This window comes from Glutamicibacter sp. MCAF14 (genome assembly GCF_052114325.1).
Taxonomy (GTDB): domain Bacteria; phylum Actinomycetota; class Actinomycetes; order Actinomycetales; family Micrococcaceae; genus Glutamicibacter; species Glutamicibacter arilaitensis.
On sequence record NZ_JBFREO010000003.1, the window covers coordinates 354,182 to 378,778 of the forward strand.

20 protein-coding genes are annotated in these 24,597 nt (G+C 59.4%); 11 read left to right on the plus strand and 9 right to left on the minus strand.

The window, feature by feature from the left end; genetic code table 11:
* The first annotated feature begins 16 nt into the window (after nt 1–16).
* Entirely contained in the window at nt 17–1,858 is a 1,842-nt protein-coding gene (locus AB4Y71_RS07050; RefSeq protein ID WP_441719079.1) for an AMP-dependent synthetase/ligase, read from the plus strand.
* Between the two features lie 62 nt (nt 1,859–1,920).
* Here the strand turns inward: AB4Y71_RS07050 and AB4Y71_RS07055 are convergent, their stop codons facing one another.
* Nucleotides 1,921–3,444, minus strand: a complete 1,524-nt coding sequence (locus tag AB4Y71_RS07055) for a TIGR01906 family membrane protein (RefSeq protein WP_441719082.1) — start codon at nt 3,442–3,444, stop codon at nt 1,921–1,923.
* 210 nt (nt 3,445–3,654) lie between these two features.
* A complete protein-coding gene (locus AB4Y71_RS07060; protein WP_081461091.1) occupies nt 3,655–4,056 on the minus strand; it encodes a DUF3499 domain-containing protein in 402 nt (133 codons plus the stop codon).
* Nucleotides 4,057–4,147: 91 nt separating this feature from the next.
* On the opposite strand from AB4Y71_RS07060, the gene AB4Y71_RS07065 reads away from it, so the two are divergent.
* On the plus strand, nt 4,148–4,606 hold the full coding sequence (locus AB4Y71_RS07065) for a metallopeptidase family protein (RefSeq protein WP_134780778.1): 459 nt from the start codon (nt 4,148–4,150) through the stop codon (nt 4,604–4,606).
* Nucleotides 4,607–4,618: 12 nt separating this feature from the next.
* Here the strand turns inward: AB4Y71_RS07065 and AB4Y71_RS07070 are convergent, their stop codons facing one another.
* The 4 genes from AB4Y71_RS07070 to AB4Y71_RS07085 all read right to left on the minus strand — a co-directional run bounded on the left by AB4Y71_RS07070 (nt 4,619) and on the right by AB4Y71_RS07085 (nt 12,166).
* Complete coding sequence (locus AB4Y71_RS07070; protein WP_441719086.1) at nt 4,619–5,509, minus strand: COX15/CtaA family protein; 891 nt, start codon at nt 5,507–5,509, stop codon at nt 4,619–4,621.
* Between the two features lie 65 nt (nt 5,510–5,574).
* On the minus strand, nt 5,575–8,172 hold the full coding sequence (locus AB4Y71_RS07075) for a DUF5719 family protein (protein WP_441719089.1): 2,598 nt from the start codon (nt 8,170–8,172) through the stop codon (nt 5,575–5,577).
* A complete protein-coding gene (locus tag AB4Y71_RS07080) occupies nt 8,172–11,696 on the minus strand; it encodes a glycosyltransferase family 2 protein (protein ID WP_441719231.1) in 3,525 nt (1,174 codons plus the stop codon). The genes AB4Y71_RS07075 and AB4Y71_RS07080 overlap by 1 nt, the downstream gene beginning before the upstream one ends.
* Nucleotides 11,642–12,166 (minus strand): WhiB family transcriptional regulator, encoded by a 525-nt coding sequence (locus AB4Y71_RS07085; protein ID WP_134780774.1) that lies wholly within the window; start codon nt 12,164–12,166, stop codon nt 11,642–11,644. Before AB4Y71_RS07085 ends, AB4Y71_RS07080 begins: the two co-directional genes overlap by 55 nt.
* A gap of 288 nt (nt 12,167–12,454) precedes the next feature.
* On the opposite strand from AB4Y71_RS07085, the gene AB4Y71_RS07090 reads away from it, so the two are divergent.
* Complete coding sequence (locus AB4Y71_RS07090; protein WP_441719092.1) at nt 12,455–13,183, plus strand: TIGR03089 family protein; 729 nt, start codon at nt 12,455–12,457, stop codon at nt 13,181–13,183.
* Here AB4Y71_RS07090 and AB4Y71_RS07095 read toward each other — a convergent pair.
* The gene (locus tag AB4Y71_RS07095) at nt 13,180–13,749 is read right to left on the minus strand and encodes a GtrA family protein (RefSeq protein ID WP_134780772.1); all 570 of its coding nucleotides are present in this window, start codon (nt 13,747–13,749) and stop codon (nt 13,180–13,182) included. The two genes, AB4Y71_RS07090 and AB4Y71_RS07095, sit on opposite strands and share 4 nt — an antisense overlap.
* Before the next feature lie 176 nt (nt 13,750–13,925).
* Here AB4Y71_RS07095 and AB4Y71_RS07100 point away from each other — a divergent pair, with 176 nt between their 5' ends.
* From AB4Y71_RS07100 to manA, 4 genes are all read left to right on the plus strand, one after another.
* Nucleotides 13,926–15,086 (plus strand): 5-(carboxyamino)imidazole ribonucleotide synthase, encoded by a 1,161-nt coding sequence (locus tag AB4Y71_RS07100; protein ID WP_441719095.1) that lies wholly within the window; start codon nt 13,926–13,928, stop codon nt 15,084–15,086.
* 73 nt (nt 15,087–15,159) lie between these two features.
* A complete protein-coding gene (purE, locus tag AB4Y71_RS07105; protein WP_102598256.1) occupies nt 15,160–15,690 on the plus strand; it encodes a 5-(carboxyamino)imidazole ribonucleotide mutase in 531 nt (176 codons plus the stop codon).
* Nucleotides 15,691–15,707: 17 nt separating this feature from the next.
* Nucleotides 15,708–17,315: an LCP family glycopolymer transferase gene (locus tag AB4Y71_RS07110; protein ID WP_441719098.1), complete on the plus strand. Its 1,608-nt coding sequence runs from the start codon at nt 15,708–15,710 to the stop codon at nt 17,313–17,315.
* A gap of 67 nt (nt 17,316–17,382) precedes the next feature.
* Complete coding sequence (gene manA, locus AB4Y71_RS07115; protein WP_134780769.1) at nt 17,383–18,591, plus strand: mannose-6-phosphate isomerase, class I; 1,209 nt, start codon at nt 17,383–17,385, stop codon at nt 18,589–18,591.
* Between the two features lie 104 nt (nt 18,592–18,695).
* Here manA and glpX read toward each other — a convergent pair whose 3' ends face one another.
* Nucleotides 18,696–19,730: a class II fructose-bisphosphatase gene (glpX, locus tag AB4Y71_RS07120; protein WP_441719234.1), complete on the minus strand. Its 1,035-nt coding sequence runs from the start codon at nt 19,728–19,730 to the stop codon at nt 18,696–18,698.
* 156 nt (nt 19,731–19,886) lie between these two features.
* Between glpX and AB4Y71_RS07125 the strand changes: the two genes are divergently transcribed.
* The 4 genes from AB4Y71_RS07125 (at nt 19,887) to AB4Y71_RS07140 (ending at nt 24,113) form a co-directional block, all read left to right on the plus strand.
* The gene (locus AB4Y71_RS07125; RefSeq protein WP_189638456.1) at nt 19,887–20,561 is read left to right on the plus strand and encodes a DUF4245 domain-containing protein; all 675 of its coding nucleotides are present in this window, start codon (nt 19,887–19,889) and stop codon (nt 20,559–20,561) included.
* 66 nt (nt 20,562–20,627) lie between these two features.
* Nucleotides 20,628–21,257 (plus strand): carbonic anhydrase, encoded by a 630-nt coding sequence (locus AB4Y71_RS07130; protein ID WP_013348131.1) that lies wholly within the window; start codon nt 20,628–20,630, stop codon nt 21,255–21,257.
* A 130-nt stretch (nt 21,258–21,387) separates the two neighbouring features.
* On the plus strand, nt 21,388–22,800 hold the full coding sequence (locus AB4Y71_RS07135; protein WP_441719101.1) for a class II fumarate hydratase: 1,413 nt from the start codon (nt 21,388–21,390) through the stop codon (nt 22,798–22,800).
* Nucleotides 22,801–22,922: 122 nt separating this feature from the next.
* On the plus strand, nt 22,923–24,113 hold the full coding sequence (locus AB4Y71_RS07140) for a dipeptidase (protein WP_441719104.1): 1,191 nt from the start codon (nt 22,923–22,925) through the stop codon (nt 24,111–24,113).
* 12 nt (nt 24,114–24,125) lie between these two features.
* Here the strand turns inward: AB4Y71_RS07140 and AB4Y71_RS07145 are convergent, their stop codons facing one another.
* Nucleotides 24,126–24,593 carry an NUDIX hydrolase gene (locus AB4Y71_RS07145; protein WP_441719107.1) on the minus strand — a complete coding sequence of 156 codons (468 nt, stop codon included), beginning with the start codon at nt 24,591–24,593 and terminating at the stop codon, nt 24,126–24,128.
* Nucleotides 24,594–24,597 lie beyond the last annotated feature (4 nt).

Consider the following 24,597-nt stretch of genomic DNA (forward strand, 5'->3'; position numbering starts at 1 on the left):
AAAGGACAACTCTTCCATGCAAGAAGTCACCGTCGAACTTCTCACTGCTTTAGCACCAGAGGTCAACACGACGAACCTGCTCCTTGACCGCGTGGCACGTGGTGCGCAGCGCCCGCTGTTCAGCGTGCAGCGCGACGGTGTTTGGCACGAGCTAAGCGCCGGCGCTTTCCTCACCGACGTCAAGCGACTTGCAATGACGCTGATCAATGACGGCTTGCAGCCCGGGGACAAGGTCGCGATTATTTCACGCACCCGCTATGAGTGGGCTCTGGCAGAAGAAGCGATCTGGTTCGCCGGCGGCGTGACCGTGCCCATCTATGAAACCTCCAGCGCATTCCAAATCGAATGGATCCTGCGCGATTCCGGTGCCCGTGTGGTGTTCGCTGAGAACCATGAGCTGCGCGCGAATGTCCGCCAGGCAGCAGCCCAGCTCGGCGAATCGGTCCGCACCCATATCTTTGAAGGTTCAGATACTGCCGACAAGTCGCTGATCCCCTCCGCCGGCCTGCATCAGCTGATGGTTCCAGCCTCGCAGGTCGATGAGCAGCTCATCGAGTCCCGTCGCGCTTCCATGGCCCTGGAAGACGTGGCCACGATGGTTTACACCTCAGGGACCACTGGCCGTCCCAAGGGCTGCAACATGACCCACTCGAACTTCGCCATGGTGGCACACAACCTGGCCGAGCACATGCGCGAAGTCCTGGGCGAAGAGCGCCGCACGTTGATGTTCTTGCCGCTGGCCCACGTCTTGGCCCGTGCCGTCCAGCAGACCTGCATCCACGGCGGTTCGGTAATTGCGCATTCCAGCTCCATGGCCAACCTGGTCGAGGATCTGGCAGCGGTCAAGCCTGGCTTCCTGCTGGCTGTGCCGCGCGTCTTTGAAAAGATCCGCACCACCGCCTTGGCCACAGCCGAACGCGGTGGCAAGGCTGAGCTATTCATCAAGGCAGAACAGACCGCCATCGAGGTGTCCAAGATCCGCGACGCTCGTTCGCGCGGGATCAAAGCGCGGATGCCTTTGGGCCTGCGTGCTCGCCATGCCTTATTCAACAAGGTGCTCTATCCGAAGCTGCGCTCGGTTTTCGGCGGCCAATGCGCTTACGCGATCTCTGGAGCCAGCGCCTTGAGCCAGGATTTGGCGCACTTCTTCCGCGGTGCAGGCATTGACTTGCTCGAAGGCTACGGACTGACCGAGACCACCGCGCCGGCCACCGTGAACCAGGCATCACGCAATCGTGTGGGCACCGTGGGCCGCCCCCTCCCCGGCACCTCCATCAAGATCGCTGAAGATGGAGAAATCCTGGTCAAGGGCATCGGAGTTTTTGCCAGCTACCACAACAACCCGGAAGCCACCGCGGCCGTCTTCGATCAAGATGGCTACTTCAAGACCGGTGACACCGGTGTCCTGGATGACGGGGGCTTCTTGCAGGTCACCGGACGCAAGAAGGAACTGATTGTCACCGCAGGCGGGAAGAACGTCTCCCCCGGTCCCCTGGAAGAAATGGTCCGTGCCGGACGCATTGCCGCCCAGTGCGTGCTGGTTGGCGAACAGCGGCCATTCATTTCCGCCATCGTGGCCTTGGATCCCGAAGAGCTGGTGCTGTGGGCCAAGGCCAACGGGCTTGGAACCATGACTCTGGCTGAAGCGGCCATCAACCCGGCTGTTATCGCCGAGATCCAAAGCTACGTCGATACCGCTAACCTGACCGTTTCCAAGGCCGAGTCCATCCGCAAGTTCGTTGTCTTGGAAGATGAATTCACCGAAGCTTCCGGGCATCTGACCAACTCGCTGAAGCTCAAGCGCCAGAGCGTTCTTGATCAATTCGAGGATCACATCGAGGCGTTTTACCGCAAGTAGTACTCAACGCAAAAGCACTGGGGAGCAGTTCATTGAACTGCTCCCCAGTGCTTTGTTATGCCCTAGTTCCCGATGCCGAAGGCGCGGGCTTCCTGGCGTAGCCTGGCAGCTTCGCGACGGCGGCCAGTAGGCCAGCAACTGATCAGCACGGCGATGATGGCAGCCAGTACGAGCACTGCGATACCGATGGCGCTATCGAGCCAGAACTGCTCTGGGTACAACCGGATCAAAGTGTCGCTGACGCTGAAGGTCCATGTGCCTTCTGAGAAGAACAATGCGTGGAACTGGGTGAAGAAGGCGTCCCAGCCCATGATGGCTAAGACCACGAGCGCAGCTATCCCCGCCAAGGTCAGGATTGCCCCGGCGAATAGTGCCCGGCGCACGCCACCGGCATACCGCTTGGCAAGGTACCAAACTCCGATGACCAAGATGATGGCAAGAACAACGCCGAGGATGTAGGCGAATCCGATCAGATTCTTGACGTCCACCATGTGCTGGACTTCCCCGTCGGTAAACATGCTCGAACCGGTCGGGAGCTTCAGACCCGACAAGTACTCCGGACCGGCGAAGTTGTTCAGGTAGTCCACCCCGTAGCTGCCGTAGGTCAGGCGTTCAGGATCGGTGAAGCCAAAGGAGTCGCTTGGGAAACCGGGACGGCCATAGGACAGCGCCAAGAACGCTGGCGTAGCAATCAACCGAATCGCGGCAATCAGGGTCAGCAACGGGAAGACCAAAGCTACGATCACCTGAGCGGTACGGCCCAGGGCCGGCTTGGAATTCAATGCACGCTCGCGTGCGACCCGGCGCTTTACCGCAGCTTCGGAACGTTCTGGCTCTGGTTCATAGCTGCCGAACACACGATTGCGGGCCTGGGCCACGGCTGCCTTGGTCGTTGGCAGCGATCCGGTCTTCGGTGCCACAGACACCGGCGGAACGCTTTGTTCAGCAGTGCTTGTGGTGTCAGCCTTCGCTGCTGGTTGAGCGCTCTTGGCGCCAGCTTCCTTGCCTTTGCTTTGGGCTTGCTTCTCAGCTTCAATTTCGTGCGGTAGCTTGATCGCACGGATGACGTCTTCTACAGGCTCTTTAGCCGTTGGCTTCGCAGCGGAAGCCTTCGCAGCAGGTTTCGCGGCAGCAGCTGGCTTGGCGGTTCCTGGCTTGGCTGCAGCTGGTTTTGCCGCAGCAGGCTTTGCAGCCGCGGGCTTAGCAGCTGCTGGTTTGACCGGTTGCTTGGCGGCCGGCGCTTTAGCGGCCGGGGTTTTGACAGCAGCAGGTTTAGCAACGGCTGCCGCTGGTTTGGCTTCAGCAGGCTTGGCAGCAGCTGGAGGCGTTTTGCTCGCGGCGGCTGCTGGGGCTTCGGCTTCGGTCTTGCCGGACATCGCTCGGCGGATCGCCTCTTTACGCGCGGCTTCCCGTTCGGCTGCGGCATTGGCCTGGGCCTGGTTCTTATGCTCTTCCAAACGCGCAGCAAGCTCTTCAGCTTTTTGGCTCAGGCTGGCCTGTGAGCGCGGCGCATTGCCAGTGGCAGCCGCTGCCGGCTGGCCCGTAGGTCCTTGCCCTCCAGTAGGGTTCTTCGCCGCCTCAGCCATGAGGAGTCCTCCTGCAATTCGCGCGATGGTGTGCTGTTTTGGGGTTACTTTTCAGGCCGCATACGGCCCATGCGCCTTTAGCATACCCAGCGAGCCGAGTCTTCTGACGGATTACCACACCAAAATTGGATTTCAGCTAGGACACAAAAAGGAGCGAAGGACCTGGCAGGAGCGCAGTTGCAGGTTCAAAAATTCGTTGACGAAGACTGCCTAGGTTTCGTCGTCGCCGGCAGGCAGGACCGCCAGGCGTACTCGCGAGTCGAATCGCTGGGTCCGATTATCGCGGGCGCGGACCGAATCTGTCGGCGATTCTGATGCGTGGCGAGGTTCGCGAACCTTCGGTTCACGGTCGCGGACGGCATTGACCAACGCGTTCAACTCATCTTCTGGTTCCAGTACCTCCGGGATGGCACCGCGGATCAGGTTCCATCCGCTGGGAACGGTCAAGCGATTGGCATGACGGGCACACAGGTCATAGCAGTGCGGCTCCGGGTAAGTCGCTAAGGGCCCAAGAACTGCTGTTGAATCAGCGTATACGTAGGTAAGAGTTGCACGAGCCGTTTCACGGCAAGCTGGGCGAGAACAAAGACGAAGACCTTCCACGTCTGCCATTCTACTCGGCTGGCCCGCACTTCCTTGGGATCTTGTGCCTTTTGCGGGCTGATGACCATCAGCACAGTGTCGCAAGGGTTAGGCTGAGTTAATGAACTCCAAGTTGCCTGATCGTCCCAGCGGCCCGCGGCGTAATCGCCATGGGAGGGGACGGCGGGGGCCGCTGATGCCGATGCATCTTCCTGCGTACCGTTCTCGGCCGGAGCGATTCGATGATGCCGTGATGGCCAGTGCGCAAAGACTGGCGCAGCGCTGGCCCGGCAAGATCGAAAAGATCGAATTCCTGATTGATCCAGTCCCCAGTGACAAACTGCTGGATCAGGCCTCGGCACTCGGCGAACGGGTTCCGCTTGCTTCTTCGGTACCTGCTGGTGCTCGCCGCCCGGCACGCATCATCATCTACCGGTTGCCCATTGAGCAGATTGCAGAGAACACCGGTGAGCTCTTGGATCTGGTCCACCAGTGCGTGGTGCACGAGGTAGCGCAGCTATGGATGAAACCCATCTCAGAAGTGGACCCGTCGTATTTTCCCGAGGATCCGGACTTCTGATTCAAGGCATTGCTATCTGGCTGGGCTTTGAGCTTCACGGCACGGCGCATGAGTCGCGATGCCCACACGCACAGCGCCGATCCAAACTAACGCTGAGCCAACCAAGTGCGCGACCACCAGCAACTCTGGAAGGCTGGTCACCGACTGGATCACGCCGATCAGGCCCTGTGCGGCAAATACGTAAACGTAGAGCTTGGCTTTGCGCTCCACCTCAGTGATCTGATCTCGTCGTGCACGGTTCCACAACACCGAGGCAACGCTCAAGGCCCCGAAAGCCACCGATGCGTGCACCACGGTGATCAGCAACCAGTCAAAGCCCATTCGCGGGACCTCGGCCGAATCACCCGCGTGCGGGCCTGAACCGGTCACACCGGTACCGAGAATTACCAGGACAGCACTGAGAACCACCAGCACACTTCCCAGTTTCCTAACCGATTCCGTGCTGAACTGCGGCTCGGTCCTTCCCAGATTCTGGACCTTGTCCCAGGTCGCTGTCGCAGCGGTGAGCAGCAACGTAGCGGCGAGGAAGTGCGCGGCAACAACATACGGGTTCAGTTTCACCCAGACAGTTACCTCGCCGATCACCGCATTGAGCACGACCAGCCAGAACTGGAACCACGCCCAGCGGGTGATCTGGGGAACTGCTTCGCGTTGCAGGCGGGCGGCAATAATGATCCAGCCAACGGTCGCGCAAAGGACAAAGGTGAGCAACCGATTAACGAACTCAATGGTCGCGTGGATTCCCATTTCTGCCGTTGGCGCGATGGAAGCACCGGTGCAGGTCGGCCAGTCTGGACAGCCTAGGCCGGAACCGGTCACTCTGACGACACCTCCTCCGACAATGATCAGAATTGCTGCGATCATTGCCGAAAGCGAAGCGGCCTTGAGCGATTTTCGTTCCAACGCAACTCGCTGAGCAAGCCACGCAAATGGGGTTACCGAAAGTCCAATTCCTTAGTAGCGGTAATTTAGCCGCCGATGTTCACCACGATGCCGTCGCGTCCGGCATTCGCCTGTGGCATGGCCGCCCAAGCAATGGAACGCTCGGAACCGAGAACCAGCTGTGCCAGATATGCGTTGGCATCCGTTGAGAAGATGACCGCTTGGGCATCTTCAGAGACGGACTTCGGATCAAAGACGATGCTCTGCCAGGCGTCAATCTGAAGGTTCTTCGGCTTTTCAAGCTTGCCGTCCTTGTTGACCACCACGGCTTCCACCTCGGAGTCTGATGCCACGGCGGCGATGGTGAATTTGCCGGTGCCGTTAGCAGACAGCGGCATGGCCTGAGTCCCGGACAGCACGTTGGAGCTTGCGGCCCACGCAGTATCGGAGGAATCCTTCGGATCGGAACCGCGAACCATCTTCACCGCTGCGGTGACCGGAGCATCCGATTCAACAACCACCGTGTAGTAACCGCCGGCTAGCTGCGACAGGTCAATGCTCTTCGTGGCGTCCGATTCAACGGCGAGGTTATCCTCGAAGCTGGCGGCAACTTCTCCATCTTCGCCCAAGACCTTCACCTTGAACCCGGCACCTGAGGCGCCGGTTGCGGAGACATGCAGCTGCGGCACCAAGGACTTGTTGTCCTTGCTCAGTTTCGAAAGATTCTCTTTGCTCTCAATCCACACCCCAGGAATCACCTGGCTGTTGGAAGCTGACGCGTTAGCGCCTACCAGCTCAACACCAGAAGGAGTCAACCCGCGCAATGCAGCCTGCTGAACTGAAGCGGTGATCTTTCCACCAATGCTAGTGACTTCAGCTGAAATGGAATTCAGGTCCTGGGCGTAGCCGCCCAACACGATAGCCCGGCTTTCCCCCGCTGCCAGCACGATGTTCTGCAACGTCGAAGTATCAATCAAGCCTTCTGGACCACGAAGCCGCAGGGATACCTGGGCGGTGGTGTGAGTTGGGTTCGACAAATGCATGACGCTCGTGGACCCAGTGCTGGTCTGCAGGCCAGTGAAACGCCAATTCGAGGCCGGAGCCTGGCACGTTCCTGCTGCCAAGCCTGCCAAATCGCCGTCCTTGGCCTGGTAGCTGCGCAAGGTGCTGCCCTTGGAAGCTAGTTCGCCCAGTGGCTGCAAGGAATAGACCTGTGCATCATCAATGTCCTTGAGCGTTGAAATCTTGCTGATGAATCCGGTCAGGCCTTCATCATCGGCGCCCCGAGCTTCAGCAGCTTCGGCGTCATCGATTCGTTCCGTCAGCTCGTGCACGTCACTGCCATCAAGCTTGGACAAGGAAGAACCTGGAATACGCTTAGCGAGATCCGATACGACAACGCTGCGCAGGTTGCTGGAAATTTCCTTGGCTCCCGGAGCGAACTGCGCGTCCGTGCCTTCCACGCCCTTGAGCAATTTCGGGGTTGCCGAGCACACGCTGCTGGAGTCACCTGCAGGCAGGTTGGTCACCGCAGCTGGCAGCGACTTTTCAGCCGGCGCCGGAGCAAAGATCGATCCTGCGCCCACAACAGCGCCGGCAGCGAGTACTGCAGCCAAGCTGAGCAGAACCGCGCCGGTCTTCTTGCGGGTGGGGGCAGAAGCTGCGTCCTTGGACGCGGCGGCGCGAGCTTTATCTAGCTTGAGACGACGCTGGGAGACCTTCCCATCGGCAGGTTCTGCAGCACTTGGTTCAGCAGCGGCTGCTGGCGCAGCGACGGCGCTGGTTTTGGCTGCTTCTTCCTTGGCCGCGTTGCGGGCGCGGACCTTCTCCAGCTTTTGGCGCCGCTTCGCGGCCTTGGGATCCTCGGCCTCGGCTGCCTTTGGGGCGTCCTCCGACTTGGATTCTGCAGACGGCTTCGGTTCGGTCTCTGCCTCCGCAGAGCCCATAGCGGCGCTCGCAGCAGCCGTAGCGGCAACCGGCGCAACGGTGCTGTGCCGTGCCGAGGAATCCTTGGCATCGGACGGCTTCGTTGCAGAGCTCGCTGAATCACCGGCAACCGGTTTCGTCACCGGATCATCTGCAGCCGGTTCCGGGGCTTTGCCAATCGCGGATTCGGGCAGGCTCTTCGCCTTCGCGCTATCGGGGTCCTTGGCAGGCTCAGCGCTCTTGGCTACCGGCTTGGCGACTGCGTCATCTTTGCTAGCGGCGGCTGGGAGCCCCGCTGCAGTTTTTTCCTGTGCTTCCGGGGACTTCGCAGTCACCGAGCCAGCCGCCTCTGGCTTTGGCGCACTTTGGTCTTCAGGCTTTTTGGCGTCAGGTTTTGCTGCGGAGCTGGAATCCGCTGCAGGGCTAGAAGCGTCTTTGGCTGCCGGTTGCGCTACAGGCTTGGGCTGATCCTTGGCTTCTTGCTGCTTGGAGGCCTTGGCCTCGGATTTTGCAGCTTTCGCTGAATTCTTAGCTTCTGCCTTGGCCCGGGCTTGAGCTTCCTTGGCACGGATCTTATCCAGTTTGGCATCGACCTTGGCCTTCGCCTTGGCTGCCTTTTCCTCAGCGCGTGAGAGCGCAGCCGAAACCGGAGCGGAGTCCTTGGGTTCGGGCTGCGCGGCTGCTGGTTGAGGAACCGGAGTCTGTTCAGCGGGCTGGTCAGCAGAATCCGCTGAGTTCACGTTCTTCTCGTCGCTCACTACTTCTTCTCCTGCTCGGCTTCAGCGTCCGAAATACGGTCGCTGAGCTTCGGGGTCAAGTTCTCACGAATCTCGCTGGCGCGTTCGCGTGCCTCTCGGCGGCTTTGCGGCATGGTTCCGGTTGCTGGGCTTTGTACTTCAGCTGCGGCCAGAACCTGTGATCCATCAGCGACTTCTTCAGTTTCGCCGCGTGGTTCACGGAAGCGGTACTCGGTATTCCGGTAGTTGGCGAAACGTCGCGAACTTGGTACTGGGATGGCCAAGAGAACGGTAATCAGCAGCACTATCGCGCTGAGCACCAGAACAGGAATGGCCATGGAATCCTTATGGGTCAAAGCCAGCTTTCCACCTTCGGCAGGAAGCTCATAGGCCTGGGCCCAACGTGTTTCCGAGTCTTGCGGGTAAGCGACCGAACGCAAGGATTCGCCATTGAGGCTGGCGCGCAGCTGCGGATCTGACGCGGTAGCCAGAACCAAGGTGCGCTGCGAATCAGCGGCCGGGATCTCAATGTTAGTGATCTTGCCGCGCCGGGTCGGCAAGATGGTCACGTCGCCATTTTCCGAGACAATGCGGGCAAAGCCTGCGCTCTGCGAGTCTTCGGTGGATTCGTAGTGCACACGCCAGAGCCAGCCGCTGTCGGTCTGGCCGACCGAGGCCAGGCCCGTTGCCGCATCCAAGGTGCGAACGGTCGCTGGGACGGATTCGCCAGTCTCGTTGAGCACGATGTAGCCCACGCCCAAATCACGCAAGGACTCGCGTGAATCCAACGCGGATCCGGAAAGCAGCATGGCCACTGCCTTGCTCTGGACCTGCGCAGTGGCTGATGCTTCATTGCGTTCAGGATCCAGCAGCGATCCGCTCAGCTGCTTGACTAGCGAGTAGCGGCTGATTCCGTCCAGGGTTTCGCCTGAGCCGACAACCAAGTGGCTGTCGATTTCACCGGAGGATCGTGGACTGAGCACCAAGGTGCGCTTCTGGAATTCAGAGCGGCCGGCATCAGCAGCCGTGGCCGGCAACGTGCGAGGCTGGGAGCTACGCACCTGCTGGGCAGAGTTCATGGCGCTAAGCGTCTCGGATTCAGCTGCTGGATTCAGCTGGGCACCAAGCAAGACAGAGCCCGAAGCGAGAATGGTGAGCACGCTGAAAACAGCCATCAGGCCCATAACTGGACGAGCTGCCTGCTTGCGCACCGAACGCAACTGGTCTTCATGGCGCAAGGCAGCCAAAGCGTTGGCGGCCGCGGCCAGCATCGCGAACATTGCGAAGGAAACGAACGGACCGGTGTAGGCGCTCACGCCCGTATGCGAGTCCAGGGTGTACGGGACAAACCCGACAGCCCAACCGGCAGCCAACGAAAGTACAGCACCCCACAGCAGGCGGCGGGAGTTGCGGCGCATGCTCGCATTGTGGCTGAACGAAGAACTCAGGGTTCCAAAAACGGCCAGGCCGATAATCGGCGCGCCAACTAGCAGCGCGGCAACCAGGGCCCATGGTCCTGTAGGCAAGAAGTCCCAGCCCACCAACGACGCGTTCGCGTTGAAGTATTCAGGGAAGCCCAGCAGCATCTGCCATGGAGCAGCTGGCGAGAACGCCTGCGCGGCACCGGGCTCGGTGAACAGCAGTCGCAGATCTCCCAGACCGGCGAACAGCAGTGGAAGGTTCCATACCAGGGCAGGCAGCGGGATCCACCATAGGCTTCGTGCCCGGCGCACCGAGAAGATGGCCAAGACGTAGATCAGGATGCTGGCGGTCAGGAAGAAGGAGACGGAGCCAGCGGAAATCACCCAGAGCAGCAGTGCGGCGCTTGCCGAAGCAGTCCACGCGGAGACGGACTGCTGCTTGGCGGTCTTGGGCTTGGCACCCTCAATAGCCACATGGGCATTCATGGCGCGAATGATCGCCAGGAAGAACAGCGGCAGCAGGATATGGATCAATACCGAGCCGACACGTCCCGAAGCCAGCGACGAGACCAATGAAGGCAGCAGTGCCCAGATCAAGGCGGCAAAGAAACGTACGGCGCGGGAGCGGCTCACCGCGCCAATGCCCCACCAGGCGCTCAAGGCTGCCAGCGGCATCGCGGCGAAGAAGAGGTAGACCGATGCTTCGTTGGCATGGTCGAAAGTCAGCAGCGAGAACAGCCAGAACAAGAGGTCCGAGTTATCTGGTGGTGCGCTCAAACCGGTGGTGGTGTTCTGCCACCAGGACAGGGCGTTAGCGCCGATTTCCTGGTTGGTGTTCGAGAACGGGCGCAGGGCACCGCCGGATAATGCGCTGGACCCGAGCAGGCTGCGCCAAGCGATCATCGAGGCTGCCCCGGAGAGCAACAACGCCAGAATCAGCGAAAGCACCGCGGTGGTGCGTGGAGGGCGGGCGATCCGTACGAAATCTGAGAAGTTGTCACCGCTGGGTTCAACCATCGCGTCGGCACCGCTGCCGTCGCCATAGACTTCGCCTTCGCCGCGACCGGTGGTCACATTGCGCCGGTATTCGCGCACCTGCGCGCCGGTGGCCATGAGCTTTCGAACCTGGCGGCGGGGAATTTCACGGATTTGAGCAACATTGCGGCGTGAAGCGGCCAGCTTGCCCGGGGTGAACAGGCCACGAAGTACCGAGCCCAAATGGCTGAACCCATGGCCTGGGTCCTTGGCCAATAGAGCTACAAGGAAGTGGCCGATGCCGCCGAGCAGCAACCCGATCCACAAAAATGGCAAAGCCAGCGGGGATGCGAACTTCAAGCGCTGGAAGACTTCGGCGCGCTTGGCTTCGCGAGGACCGGCCAGCGAGTCGACTACCTCGACCTGGTGGTACATCTTGGCGCTCGGAACCACAACAACTCGGTGTCCGGCCAAGCGGTTGCGCCAGCAGAGGTCAACGTCGTCGCCGCGGCCTGGGATTGCCGGGTCGAATCCGCCCAGGTGTTCAAAGACTTCACGGCGGATGAACATGCCAGCCGAGGAGACGGCGAAGTAGTCGCTGCGTCCGTCGTACTGCCCCTGGTCGACTTCGTCGATATCGATCAGGGTCAGGCGCTGGGCCTTGCGGTCAACGCTCAAGCCGACTTCGGCCAGGTGGCGCGGGTTGTCGATGTCCAGCAGCTTGCAGCCGGCGATGGATACCGACTCGGATGCCTCGACGGCGCGAGTCAGCTGTTCCAGTGCGTCCGGAGCCGGCATGGAGTCATCGTGGATAATCCATAGCCACTCATCACGGTCCAAACGCGCTTCTGGTAGTTGCGAAACGGCCACTTCCAGCGAGAGTCCCAAGGATCCTTCATCGGCAACCAGCAAGGCTGCATTGGAAGGCAGGTTGGCCTGCAAGACCTCTAGCGAGGCATCAGAGGACGAAGCGTCAACTCCGACAAAGCGTTCGATAGGCCGGGATTGGTTTCGCAATGCGGCCAAAGTGCGTGGTAAAAAGTCAGCGCCATCGTGCGAAGCAACGATGGCGGTGACATGAATTGGCGGACGAATTAGATTGCTCGTTTCCGTAGACGGCGACGTTCGCGCTCTGAGAGCCCTCCCCAGATTCCGAAGCGCTCGTCATTGCTTAAGGCATATTCTAGACATTCTGATCGGACAACACATGCGCCGCAGACACGTTTCGCGTCACGAGTCGACCCTCCCTTTTCAGGGAAGAATGCCTCGGGGTCGGTCTGTGCACACAGTGCACGGGCTTGCCAGCCCAGTTCGCCCTCATCAACTTCTCCGCCAACGCCAAGCCATACAGCCTTGATCGTTTCGCGCACTTCATCATCTTCGTCGAGCTCAGGTGCCCACGAACCAACCGAAGAAATTTCTTCTGGTTCCGATGATGCGTCATGCACTTTCAAGAAGTTGTCGGCCGCGGTCTCCAGATCGGCTGCAACTGCAACCCGTGCGGACTCACCGGCTTGAGGATCGACAAACCAGTCGGATGGTGCGTCCTCCAGCCCGTATTGAGCCGACGCAACAGCCGAGGTCGAAAATTCGGAGTACCCCTGCTCCAGATTCGCCATGGTGATGTTGACCTTTCGATTGGTTTGAGTAGATCAGGCCGTCACTGCTCCCGATCCATCCGGCAGCATTTATTCCATCGAACTAGCGAAAAGTGATGAACATGCTCGGACGCACCATCTAATTACAGCCGTGTAACTCCGCTAGAGTCAAGTGGGGAGGTCATTCTAAGAAGAGTTCTCAGGAAACTCCCGGCACAACACGCCGTCAAAAGACGCATATGAGATGGGCGAGTCCCGTCTTAGCTGAATTCTCGGTGAATTCTCAGTATTTAAATTTAAGGACATTCGATGAGCAATAGCCTACAATCAGGGACTTTTGTGGAGAATCTGCTCTCCCCACGACGCGGCTCGGCCTCGCCTTGGCTCACCTGGTACTCCGTTACCGGGGAACGCATAGAGCTCTCCGGACGGGTATTTGATAATTGGGTCGCGAAAAGCGCCAACCTTTTGGGTGAAGTTTTCGACCTCGATGAGGACTCCGTCGTGGTTCTTGATTTGCCAGCACATTGGAAGTCCCTGGTCCTGGCGCTAGCTGCACTGCATCACGGCGCCACGCTGGTTGACGCTGAGCAGGCTGACGCCCAGCAGGCCTCGGTTTGGGTCACGGCCCAACCAAATGACCCACGCATCCCCAACAGCTCTGAAATCCTCGCCGTGAACCCGGCAGCTCTCGCGCTGTCCTTCGGCTCGGATCTCGGCCCTGTCGCAGAAGACTTCAACGCCTCCGTACGTACCTACGGGGATCAGTTCTATCCCTCGCCAGTTTCTGGTGATACCTCAGCGATCGCAACCAATGGTGACGCCCCCATCGGCCTTGCCGCGCTATTCGATGCCACGGCTAAGGCGCAAGGAACTATTCTAGTCCGTGCCCAGCAGCCCGTGCTCACCTTGCTTCCCTATGCCATTGGCCAGTGGAAAGCAGGAGACGGAATTGTGCTAGTGGAAGATGGATTGGAAGTGACCGAGCGTCTTCGCGAAGGCGAACGCATCACCTCCGACTACCAGCCAGCTGGCTAGCGAACCACCGTTGGGAGGGTGCCGGTATCGGCCTGGGCGGTGGATTTCATCGTGCCAGTGCCGGTATCTGCCCGATTTTTGTCCAGAATCTCGTGGTCATGGGCAAATTTTTCTTCTTGGTCCATTTCCTTGCCGAAGACCCAGAAACGGTAGGCGAAGAAACGGAAGATGGTGCCCAGCACCAAGCCGACGACCGAACCGGCGATGAACACCGACGTTGGATCGGTCAGGCCCAACCAGTACTTGGTCACCCATACGCAGGCGGCGGCAATGCCCAAGCCGATAGCATTCATGATGATGAACATCACCAGCTCGCGCAGCACATTGGCCTGGCGGCGGTGGCGGAAAGTCCAATAGCGGTTGGCCACCCAGGAGAACATCGTCGCGACGATGCCGGCAATGATCTTTGCCTTAACCTGCGAATCGCTCATGGGGCCATGCAGCAGCCAGACGTAGATGCCCGAGTCGATGATGAACGCGATGCCACCGACGACACCGAACTTCGCCACCTCGCGCCACAGCAACGAGATGAGTCCGGCTATTTTGAGTTTAATGCGCTCGAGCAATTGTCCTCCAGGGAATTCTGTTCCCGTCTGGCTAGCAGTAACAACGCGCGCTACATGCTAGGAGAAGCCCGCGATCTTGTTATTTTATCCGTACTTTCTGAAAATTGACCGGATTGTGAGAGTAATCAGACATCGCGCATGCGATTCTCAACGCCGCTTTCGATACCCTAGTACTCGTGAGCTTTCCAAAAATTGGTGTGATTGGTGGCGGGCAGCTAGCCCGAATGATGGCCCCTGAGGCCCTGAACCTAGGTTTTGAATTGCATATTCTTGCCGAGGGTCCTGACGTTTCAGCTGCGCGCTGCGTTCCGGACGCCCCGGTAGGCGACTACAAGGACCTCGAAACCCTGCGCGAATTCGCCAAGGGCAAGGACGTAGTCACCTTTGACCACGAGCACGTTCCCAACGATTTCCTGACGACCCTGATCAACGAGGGCGTCAACATCCAGCCGCGCCCGGCAGCCCTGATCCATGCCCAGGACAAGCTGGTCATGCGTGAAGCCATCGAGCGCCTGGGACTTCCCAACCCGCTGTGGGCCAAGGTCGAGGACGTCGAGGCGCTGATCGCCTTCGGCGAGAAGGCCGGCTGGCCGATTGTCTTGAAGACTCCGCGCGGCGGCTACGACGGCAAGGGCGTGCGCATGCTCGACAATGCGCAGGACGCCAAGGACGCAGCCGAATGGTTTGCCAACGGTCCGCTGCTGGCCGAAGACAAGGTCGATTTCTCCCGCGAGCTCTCTGCTTTGGTCGCCCGCACCCCTTCCGGCGAGGCCAAGGCCTGGCCCGTAGTTCACACCATCCAGGTTGATGGCGTCTGCGACGAAGTCATCGCACCGGCCCAGGACATCGACGATGCCACCGCGGCCACCGCAGCCAATGCGGCATTGCGCATCGCCGAGGAATTCGGCGTTACCGGTGTCATGGCCGCAGAACTCTTCGAGACCCCCGGTGTTGGCGCCGGTTTCGTGATCAACGAGCTGGCCATGCGTCCGCACAACACCGGACACTGGACCATGAACGGTTCGGTCACCAGCCAGTTCGAGCAGCACCTGCGCGCGGTATTGGACCTGCCGCTGGGCGAAACCAGCGCACTGGGCGTCACCGTCATGAAGAACTACCTCGGCGGCGCCAACCAGGATCTGTACTCCGCATTCCAGGCGGCGCTGGCCGCCGCCCCGGAAGTCAAGGTGCATGCCTATGGCAAATCGGTACGCCCCGGGAGGAAGATCGGCCACGTGAACATCGTGGCAAACGCCGGGCAAAGTGTGGATGAACTTCGCTCCCAGGCCAACAAGGTTGCCGCGCTGATCCGCGATGGCGCCGACGCCACCGTCTAGTCTTTATTTTGATCAAGAGCCGTTGCCAGGTGTCTGGCAGCGGCTCTTACTAGAACACTGCAAGGAAAATCTCATGTCTGAAGCACCACTTGTCGGCCTCGTAATGGGTTCTGATTCGGATTGGCCGGTAATGCGCCTCGCCGCGCAGGCCTTGGCAGAATTCGGAATCCCCTTTGAAGCGGACGTCGTTTCAGCGCACCGCATGCCCACCGAAATGATCGACTACGGCAAGAAAGCCCACGAACGCGGGATCCGTGTAATCATCGCTGGCGCCGGCGGCGCAGCGCATCTTCCCGGCATGCTTGCAGCTGTCACCCCGCTGCCAGTGATCGGAGTTCCAGTTCCACTGGCTAAACTAGATGGAATGGACTCCCTGCTTTCCATCGTTCAGATGCCTGCAGGAGTCCCCGTAGCAACTGTTTCCATTGGCGGAGCTCGCAACGCAGGACTGCTTGCTGTGCGTATGCTCGCAGCGGGAACCGACGAGCTAGCCGAGTCGTTACAGGTAAAGTTGCTTCAGTTTGCAGATTCATTGCGAGAGCAGGCCCACGCCAAGGGCGCGGCTCTGCGTGCTGAAGTTGCCAACGAGAATTTCGCTTCCTAGGGAAAGTCCACAAGTACATGGGTTCTGCCAGCCACCGCGCACCAAGTCCGTTGCGCCAGCCGGAGACTATCAGCTCTCCGCAGCGTAGCAAGCGCGCAATGATTTTGGTCTTGCTGACCATCTTCTTCCCCGGAAGCGCCCAGCTGATTGCCGGAAATCGAAAGCTCGGACGGATCGCAGTGTCCATCACGATGCTGTGCTGGCTGGCAATCATCGCGCTGGCCGCCCTGTACTTCATTGATCGTTCGATCATCTTGGGCTGGGTAGCGCATCCGAACTTCCAGCTGTTCTTGATCATCGTGCTCGGCACGTTGGCCCTGGGCTGGCTGATCATGTTCATCAACACCTTGGTGATCATCCGGCCCAAGCTGCTGGCCCCGGGCATGCGAGCCATCGTTTCGGTCTTTACCCTGGCAGCCGTGGTGGCCACCAGCGGGGTATTCGTCTACGGCGCCTCGTTGCTGAACACCGGACGCGAAACCATTACCGCGGTCTTCGACAAAGGCCCGGCCTTCGACCCGATTGACGGACGCTACAACATCGCGGTCTTCGGAGCTGACTCCGGGGACAACCGTGAAGGCGTGCGCACCGACGTTGCGGCTTTGCTTTCCGTTGACGCGAAAACCGGCAAGAGCCTGCTGATCTCGGTACCGCGTAACTTCCAGAGCGCACGCTTCGCAGCTGGCTCTCCGATGGAGAAAATATGGCCGAAGGGCTACGACTGCGGTGACGAGTGCATCTTCAATTCGATCTACCGCAATGCCGAAACCGAACACGCCGATGCGTTCCCTGACACCGTAAAGAACATCGGTGCGCAGGCCGCCATGGACGCTTTGGAAGGCACTACCGGCCTTCCGGTCCAGGGCTACGTCATGATCAACATGGCCGGCTTCGAGCAGTTCGTTGATGCCCTCGGCGGAGTCACCATCAACTCCGGCGGCTGGGTTCCTTACAACGGCAAGTACTACCCGAACAGCACCGTGCGCACCCACTGGTTCGCCCCGGGCACCCACACCTTCAACGGCAAGCAGGCTTTGTGGTTTGCCCGCTCGCGTGACTTCACCGATGACTACCACCGCATCAAACGCCAGCAGTGCTTGCAGCAGGCCATCATCAAGCAGGTCAAGCCGCAAACCATCCTGAGCAACTTCACTTCGATCATGTCCGCTGGCGAACAGCTGGTGGAAACCGATATTCCTGCCGGGCAGCTCGGATCGTTCGTTTCGTTGGCCGAGAAGGTTTCGAATGAGCCAATGACTCGCCTGACCCTTGGCGCACCGGACTTCGAACGCAGCTTCTCCACCTACCCGAACTTCGATGAGCTGCAGGAGCGCATCCAATCCCTGATCGCCAAGCAGAATAAGCCAAAGGAAGACAAGCCGAAGAAGAGCAAGGATTCTTCCAAGTCTGCAGAGTCCGAGGAGACCACGAAGGCCTCTGAAGAAAGTGAGGACAGCACCGATGTGAATAATGCTCCGAAGCTGTCCAATAGCGATGACAAAGAGTTCACCAAGCCAGATGGAAGCCCGATCACCGAGGAATACTTGGTGAATCTGGAAATGGCTGGCTACCGCACCTTGATTTCTGAGATTGCAGCCAACAACGACGAATGTTCGGTTCCATAAACGGTTAAGACCCCCCGACCGCCAATGCGACCCAAATACCGTTCCTGAAAGGCTATGGTCAAACGACGTGTTCGAGTTGAAAAACGCTATCCGCGACTACCATTGGGGTTCTGCCTCGCAGATCTCCGACCTGCTCGATTTGCCTGCGGACACCACCCCGCAGGCCGAGATGTGGCTCGGCGCCCACCCTGGGTGCCCAAGCCGGATCTCCACTGACGGCACAGCACTCAATGACTTCATTGCGCAGGACCCAGAACATATTCTGGGGGCCGGTGTCGCCCAGCGTTATGGACGCCTGCCATATCTATTCAAGGTCCTTTCTGCCACTTCGCCGTTGTCCATCCAGACGCACCCAACGCTGCAGCAGGCAAAGGAACGCTTCGCCCAGGAAACGGCCAGCGGCAAGGCTTTGGACGCTGCGGACCGCAACTACCGCGACGATAACCACAAGCCGGAAATGCTCTTTGCATTGACCGACTTCGTGGCACTGTCCGGTTTCCGCCAGCCAGCGCAGATCGTTGAAGACCTCCAGGTTCTGGAACCGCACCTGCCAGAGCAGTCCCATCGCGTAGTGGGTGAACTGGTGGCCTTGCTGCAGGGTACAGACCCGCTCGCCAGCACCTTCAAGCACGTGCTGACCGCTGGGGAAGAAATTTCGCAGCTGGCACAGCAGATCAGCCACGCGGTGTCAGCCAGCACCGAATTGCAGCGAAATGTGCAGTTTGCCGAGCTGGTTTCCATCAACAAGATCTACCCGGGTGACCCAGGCGTTCTGGTGGCGTTGCTGCTGAATCTGGTCTTCTTGGAACCAGGCCAGGCCATCAGCTTGGGCGCGGGCAATGTCCATGCGTATCTGCGCGGCTTGGGAATTGAAGTCATGGCCAATTCGGATAACGTGCTGCGCGGCGGACTGACCAGCAAGCACATTGACGTTCCCGAGCTATTGGATGTCACCATTGCCCAGCCCTCCCCCGCTCCGATCCTGGAGCCGGTGGCGCTCGATACCCATGATCGCCTCTACAAGCCTGACTTTGAAGAGTTCCAGCTGCAGGTGCTCGATCCTACCGAACCAGGTCTTGCCGCCGATCTGCAGCTGCACGGTGCAGCCGTTGTGCTGTGCACCGCCGGCGAGTTCATGGTCGCAACCCGCGAGGGGGAACGCAGCATCAGCCGCGGGCAGTCGCTGTTCATTACTGCCGCTGAGCTGCCTGCCACCGCCACCTTGCAGGGCACCGTTCCAGGCCAGCTCTTCGCGACCAGCGCGCAGATCGACTAGTACTGCCGGCCCTGCATCTTCACGGCGTTCAAGGCCTTAAACCGAAACTGCGAGCTATGAACCTGCAAAAGGTCCATAGCTCGCAGTTTTAGCGTGAGCTGGTTTTAGCGGGTGTAAGCTTCCCACTTATCCTGCTGGTGCTCACCATCGACGAAGCGGATGGTGCCGGACTTGGCACGCATCACGATCGACTGGGTGTGGATACGGTTGTCCTTGTAGCGAACTCCGCGCAGCAGGTCGCCATCGGTGATGCCGGTCGCTGCGAAGTAGCAGTTATCGGAGGTCACCAAGTCGTTGGTGGTCAGCACGCGGCCCAGTTCATGGCCGGCGTCGATCGCCTTCTGCTTCTCATCGTCGTCCGTTGGCCACAAGCGGCCCTGGATCACGCCGCCCAGTGCCTTGATGGCGCAGGCGGTCACGATGCCTTCAGGAGTGCCGCCAACGCCCATCAACGCGTCAACGCCGGTGCCCTCGCGGGTTGCGGCGATGGCTCCGGCAACGTCGCCGTCCATGATCAGCTTGGTGCGCGCACCGGCTGCACGGATCTCTTCGATCAGTCCAGCGTGGCGTGGGCGGTCCAAGATGGTCACGGTGACCTGGCTGATCTTCTTGCCCTTGGCCTTGGCGATCAGGTGCAGGTTCTGCTTCACCGGCAGGCGGAGGTCAACGAGTTCTGCTGCTTCTGGCCCGGTGACCAGCTTCTCCATGTAGAACACTGCGGAAGGGTCGAACATCGAACCGCGGTCGGCCACAGCCAGAACGGACAGTGCGTTGTTCAGGCCCAGTGCGGTGAGTCTGGTGCCGTCAATCGGGTCTACTGCGACGTCGCATTCGGCTCCGGTGCCGTTGCCGACCTGTTCGCCATTGAACAGCATTGGCGCTTCGTCTTTTTCGCCTTCGCCGATCACGACAACACCGTTGAAGTTCACGCTGGAAAGCAGGCCACGCATGGCATCCACTGCTGCGCCGTCGGCGGCATTCTTGTCACCGAATCCAACCCATGGCGAGGAAGCGATGGCTGCCGCTTCGGTAGCACGCACCAGCTCCAGTGCTAGGTTGCGGTCCGGCTCCGCGTCGGAAACCGACAGTCGCGAAGAAAGGTGGGCATAATTGTTCTTTTCGGTCACGAAAGATCCCATCACTGAGTCGTAGTCATTGCGCCTATGCAAACACCCTCATTCTATCCCCTTAGTTTTTAGCTTTACAGTTCGTGTCGGGCGCGCCTGCACGCAGTCCAACGTGTGGTTGGGCACTCCCGTTCGAAATCCACAGAATCTTCGGGGAGAATGGAAGGCGTGCATCCTGAGAACAACACCGAGAACAACGCGCCGGCAACCGAGAACGCAGCAAGCGGTACCGGCCTGCCTGTTGCATCCCCTCGAAGCCTGGACGATCCCAATGCCACCTTTGAAGATCTGCCGTTCAAGCCGCAGCTGACCGAGAAGCAGGCCAAGCGTGCAAATCAGACCTTCAAGGGCATGGTGCTGTCCATCGGCTTCACCGTTGCCATTCTCATTCCAGTCTTGATGCTCAATCCCGCACCGAAGGACGACGCTTTTGAAAGCGACGTCAACCTGCAGGCCACCGCAGAGCAGACCGAGCAGATTTCCGGTTTTGAAATTTTCGCTCCCGAACTGGGCGAGAAGGAATATGCGAACTTCGCGCGTTGGCAGGCCAACACCGCTCAGGGAGTTCCTTATTGGGAATTCGGCCTGGTCTCGGAAGATAAGAACTTCGTTTGGGTTCGCCAAGCAGCTGAATCCAATCCAACGTGGATCGCCTTGATCACCGACGCAGCCACTCCCACCGAGAAGCGCACCATCGGAGGCACTGAATGGGAGGTGCGGGTCAAGGACCAGAGCACCTACCTGATCGCTGATTTCGCCGACTCCACCGTGGTCCTGTCCAGTGACACTTCCGTTGAGCAGCTGAACAGCGTTGCTGAACAGGTCGCAAACGACCTGAAATAAGTCACTTTCCCGAGCATCCGCAGTCATATATTCGATATTCGAATAACTTCCCGTAGAATCTGAGACATGCTCCCTGAATCAACACAACAGTCACTGACACCAAAAGAGGCCTGGGAAAAACTCAGCTCAGGTAATCTCCGTTTCGTCAGCGAAGACACCCAGCACCCCAACCAGGACAGCGCCCGTCGGCAAAAGCTGATTTCCGGCCAGGAACCTTTTGCGGTCATCTTCGGCTGCTCGGATTCCCGCCTTGCCGCAGAGATCATCTTCGATGTGGGATTGGGCGACATGTTCGTGGTGCGCACCGCCGGGCACGTTTTGGACCCTGCGAGCTTGGGTTCCTTGGAGTTTGCCGTCGATATCCTCAATGTGCCGCTGATCGTGATCCTCGGACACAACTCATGTGGCGCGGTCACCAGCGCCATCAAGGCCAAGGAAACCGGAGAAATGCCCAAGGGCTTCGTCCGTGACTTGGTTGAGCACATCACCCCGTCGGTTCATGCTGCCGAACGCAAGGGCATCACCGATGTGAACGGCACCGTCGTCGAACACGTCAAGCAGACCACCGACCGCTTGGTCGATCTGTCCAGCATCATCGCACTGGCTATCGAAGAGGGCCGCACCGCGGTCGCCGGCGTGGCCTACCACCTGCATGACGGGCGCGCCCAGCTGGTCTCCAGCCTGGGTCTGGACTAAGCGCTCAAAAATTCTACAGAAAGCCTTGTAAAACGGCTTTTATTCCCGTTTCGGCGAAACGTCACTGTTGGTTGTGACCTTTGCGTCAGAGCCCTGTCTTTTGATTGCGGTTCGGGCGTACTCTGGGCTCATGACTAACAGTGACGATTTCCGCATCGAACATGACACCATGGGCGAGGTTCGAGTCCCCGCTCAAGCTCTGTACCGCGCACAGACCCAGCGCGCTGTTGAGAACTTCCCGATCTCGGGAAAGACCTTGGAATCTTCGCATATCAAGGCCCTCGCACAAGTAAAGAAGGCCGCGGCGCAGGCCAATCTGGCCCTGGGCGTTCTGGACGAAGAACGTGCCGCAGCCATCGTTTCCGCAGCCGATCAGGTAGCCACCGGCCAATACGATGAGCACTTCCCCATCGACGTATTCCAGACCGGTTCTGGAACCAGTTCGAATATGAACACCAACGAAGTGCTCGCCGAATTGGCAACCCGTGCGCTGAAGGCTCAAAACAGCGATACCGAGGTTCACCCTAACGACCATGTGAACGCCTCGCAGTCTTCCAACGATGTCTTCCCGACCTCGGTCCATGTTGCTGCCACCGGCGCGCTGATCAATGATTTGATCCCAGCCCTTGGAACCTTGGCCTCGGCGTTGGAGGCTAAATCTGCCGAATTCAAGGACGTGGTCAAGTCCGGTCGAACCCACCTGATGGACGCCACTCCGGTCACCCTCGGCCAAGAATTCGGCGGCTACGCAGCCCAGGTTCGCTACGGCATTGAACGCATCGAAGCAGCACTGCCGCGAGTTGCCGAGGTCCCCCTTGGCGGCACCGCAGTGGGTACGGGCATCAATACCCCAGAAGGCTTCCCGCAGCGGGTCATCGAATTCCTGCGCGAAGACACCACGCTGCCCATCACCGAAGCACGCAACCACTTCGAAGCGCAGGCCAACCGTGATGGATTAGTCGAAGCTTCTGCCGCTTTGCGCACCATCGCCATTTCACTGATCAAGATCGCCAACGACCTGCGCTGGATGGGCTCCGGTCCCAACACCGGCTTGGGTGAAATTTCCATCCCCGACCTGCAGCCAGGTTCATCGATCATGCCAGGCAAGGTCAACCCGGTGATTTCAGAGGCGACCATCCAGGTTGCTGCGCAGGTCATCGGCAATGACACCGCCATCGCTTGGGCCGGAACCAACGGTGCGTTTGAGCTGAATGTCGGGATCCCGGTGATGGCCTCGAATCTTCTGGAATCCATTCGCCTGCTCTCCAACACCTCAACGGTCATGGCAGAAAAGATGATTCAGGGAATCAGCGCCAATGTGGAGCGTGCCCGTTTCCTCGCCGAAGCCTCGCCTTCGATTGTCACCCCGCTAAATAAGCTCATCGGCTATGAGAATGCAGCCAAGATCGCCAAGAAGGCGGTGGCTGAAGGACTGACGGTACGCGAAGCAACCATCGCATTGGGCTTCGTGGAACGCGGTGAAGTCACCGAGGAACAGCTTGATCAGCTGCTGGATGTATCGACCATGGTCGGCAAGTACTAGCCCGCTTCGCCTGTCGAGTATGCCGCTGCCGCGGTTCGATGCTGCACATCGAACCGCGGCAGCGTATCTAACCCCCGAGAAACAGGCTCCTGCTTGGAGGTGGCCTCTGCTACTCTCCGAGTATGACTCGCGCCACATCCCGACTTTTCAAACGCCTCGCGCTGTGGATTTCGAGTACCCTCGTACTCCTCTTGGCCGCATTCTTCATCTTCGCGCCGGGCATCGTAGAAAATACCCGGAACAAAATCGAGGCCAAGGATTTGCCGGTGGTCAGCGAAGAGGCCGCGAAACTGCATTCGCGCTTGGAGATTGCCGATATGCACGCCGACACCTTGATGTGGGACCGCTCGCTGCTCACGCGTTCAACCCGAGGACATGTGGACTTGCCTCGCCTGGAAGAAGGCAATGTCGCCTTGCAGGTCTTCTCCTCGGTTTCCAAGTCGCCTGTCGGCCAGAATTACGAGTCCAACAGCGCCGACTCGGATAACATCACGCTGCTGAGCATCGCCCAGCTCCAACCGCCGCGGACCTGGAACTCTCTGCTGGAGCGCTCGCGCTACCAAGCAAAGAAACTGCGTGATGATGCCGCGGATTCACAAGGAACCCTGCGCACCATTACCAGCACCGCCGAGCTCGACAAGCTGCTCATGGACCGCAAGAACGGCATGAAGGTCACCGGCGGACTCTACTCCATTGAAGGGCTGCACAACCTCGAAGGCGATATCGCAAACCTCGACATCCTCTTCGAGGACGGGATGCGCATGGCAGGATTCACCCACTTCTTCGACAACCCCGTTGCCGGTTCCAAGCACGGAGTCGAGAAAACAGGGCTCACCGACCTTGGACGGGCCGCACTGAAGCGCATGGAAGAACTGGGAGTCATCATCGATCTGGCGCATTCCAGCGACCAGACCTTCGATGATGTCCTGTCCTTGGCGACCAAGCCGGTGGTATTCAGCCACGGCGGTGTCCAAGCCACCTGCGATGTGAACCGTAATCTCAATGATGAACAGATCCGTGCGGTGGCCCGAACCGGTGGCGTCATCGGCATCGGCTACTGGGATGCAGCCATTTGCACCATGGAGGTGAACTCCGTCGTCGATGCAATGGAACACGTCATCAAGGTTGCCGGAATCGAGCATGTGGGTTTGGGCAGCGATTTTGACGGGGCCACGACCGTGGCATGGGATGCCAGCCAGATCGCGGTGATCACCCAAGAGCTGATGAACCGCGGCTACTCGGAAACCGGCATCGAGGCCATCATGGGCGGAAATACGCTGCGCGTCTTCCGCGAGGTGCTGCCAGCAAACTAGCCCGGCTCAAGCCTAGCTAGCGAAGTAGCCGCCGGGCCGCGGATTCAGCGCCCACTGCAGAGCCCGTTCGTGAAGCGGTGGCAGTTCCGGGCGATCAGCCAGCGCGTAGTACCCGACCTCCAAGTTCTCGTCATCGTTGACATTCGCCTCACCCGATAGGTGGCGAGCCTTGAAGACAACATCGAGGTACTGGGCGTGATCTCCATTGGGGTACACCGTTGGAGCAGTCACTCCGACACCCAGCAGGTCAGTGATTTCGCATTCAACGCCGGTTTCTTCCAGGACTTCGCGAACCGCGGTATGCGATGGCTCTTCGCCAGGATCGATAATTCCTGCTGGCAAGGTCCACTGCCCATTGTCAGCGCGCCGCACCAGCAAGACCTTGTCTTCGTGGAGGATCACGACCTTCACCCCAGAGAGCCACAGCAGTTCATGTCCGATACGTGTTCGAAGATTAGTTACGAATTCTGGAGTTGCCATGATT

Coding starts and splice junctions, on each gene's coding strand:
- AB4Y71_RS07050 (WP_441719079.1), top strand. CDS start 17: ATGCAAGAAGTCACCGTCGAACTTCTCACTGCTTTAGCACCAGAGGTC.
- AB4Y71_RS07055 (WP_441719082.1), bottom strand. CDS start 3,444: ATGGCTGAGGCGGCGAAGAACCCTACTGGAGGGCAAGGACCTACGGGC.
- AB4Y71_RS07060 (WP_081461091.1), bottom strand. CDS start 4,056: ATGGCAGACGTGGAAGGTCTTCGTCTTTGTTCTCGCCCAGCTTGCCGT.
- AB4Y71_RS07065 (WP_134780778.1), top strand. CDS start 4,148: ATGAACTCCAAGTTGCCTGATCGTCCCAGCGGCCCGCGGCGTAATCGC.
- AB4Y71_RS07085 (WP_134780774.1), bottom strand. CDS start 12,166: ATGGCGAATCTGGAGCAGGGGTACTCCGAATTTTCGACCTCGGCTGTT.
- AB4Y71_RS07090 (WP_441719092.1), top strand. CDS start 12,455: ATGAGCAATAGCCTACAATCAGGGACTTTTGTGGAGAATCTGCTCTCC.
- purE (WP_102598256.1), top strand. CDS start 15,160: ATGTCTGAAGCACCACTTGTCGGCCTCGTAATGGGTTCTGATTCGGAT.
- AB4Y71_RS07110 (WP_441719098.1), top strand. CDS start 15,708: ATGGGTTCTGCCAGCCACCGCGCACCAAGTCCGTTGCGCCAGCCGGAG.
- glpX (WP_441719234.1), bottom strand. CDS start 19,730: ATGGGATCTTTCGTGACCGAAAAGAACAATTATGCCCACCTTTCTTCG.
- AB4Y71_RS07130 (WP_013348131.1), top strand. CDS start 20,628: ATGCTCCCTGAATCAACACAACAGTCACTGACACCAAAAGAGGCCTGG.
- AB4Y71_RS07135 (WP_441719101.1), top strand. CDS start 21,388: ATGACTAACAGTGACGATTTCCGCATCGAACATGACACCATGGGCGAG.
- AB4Y71_RS07140 (WP_441719104.1), top strand. CDS start 22,923: ATGACTCGCGCCACATCCCGACTTTTCAAACGCCTCGCGCTGTGGATT.
- AB4Y71_RS07145 (WP_441719107.1), bottom strand. CDS start 24,593: ATGGCAACTCCAGAATTCGTAACTAATCTTCGAACACGTATCGGACAT.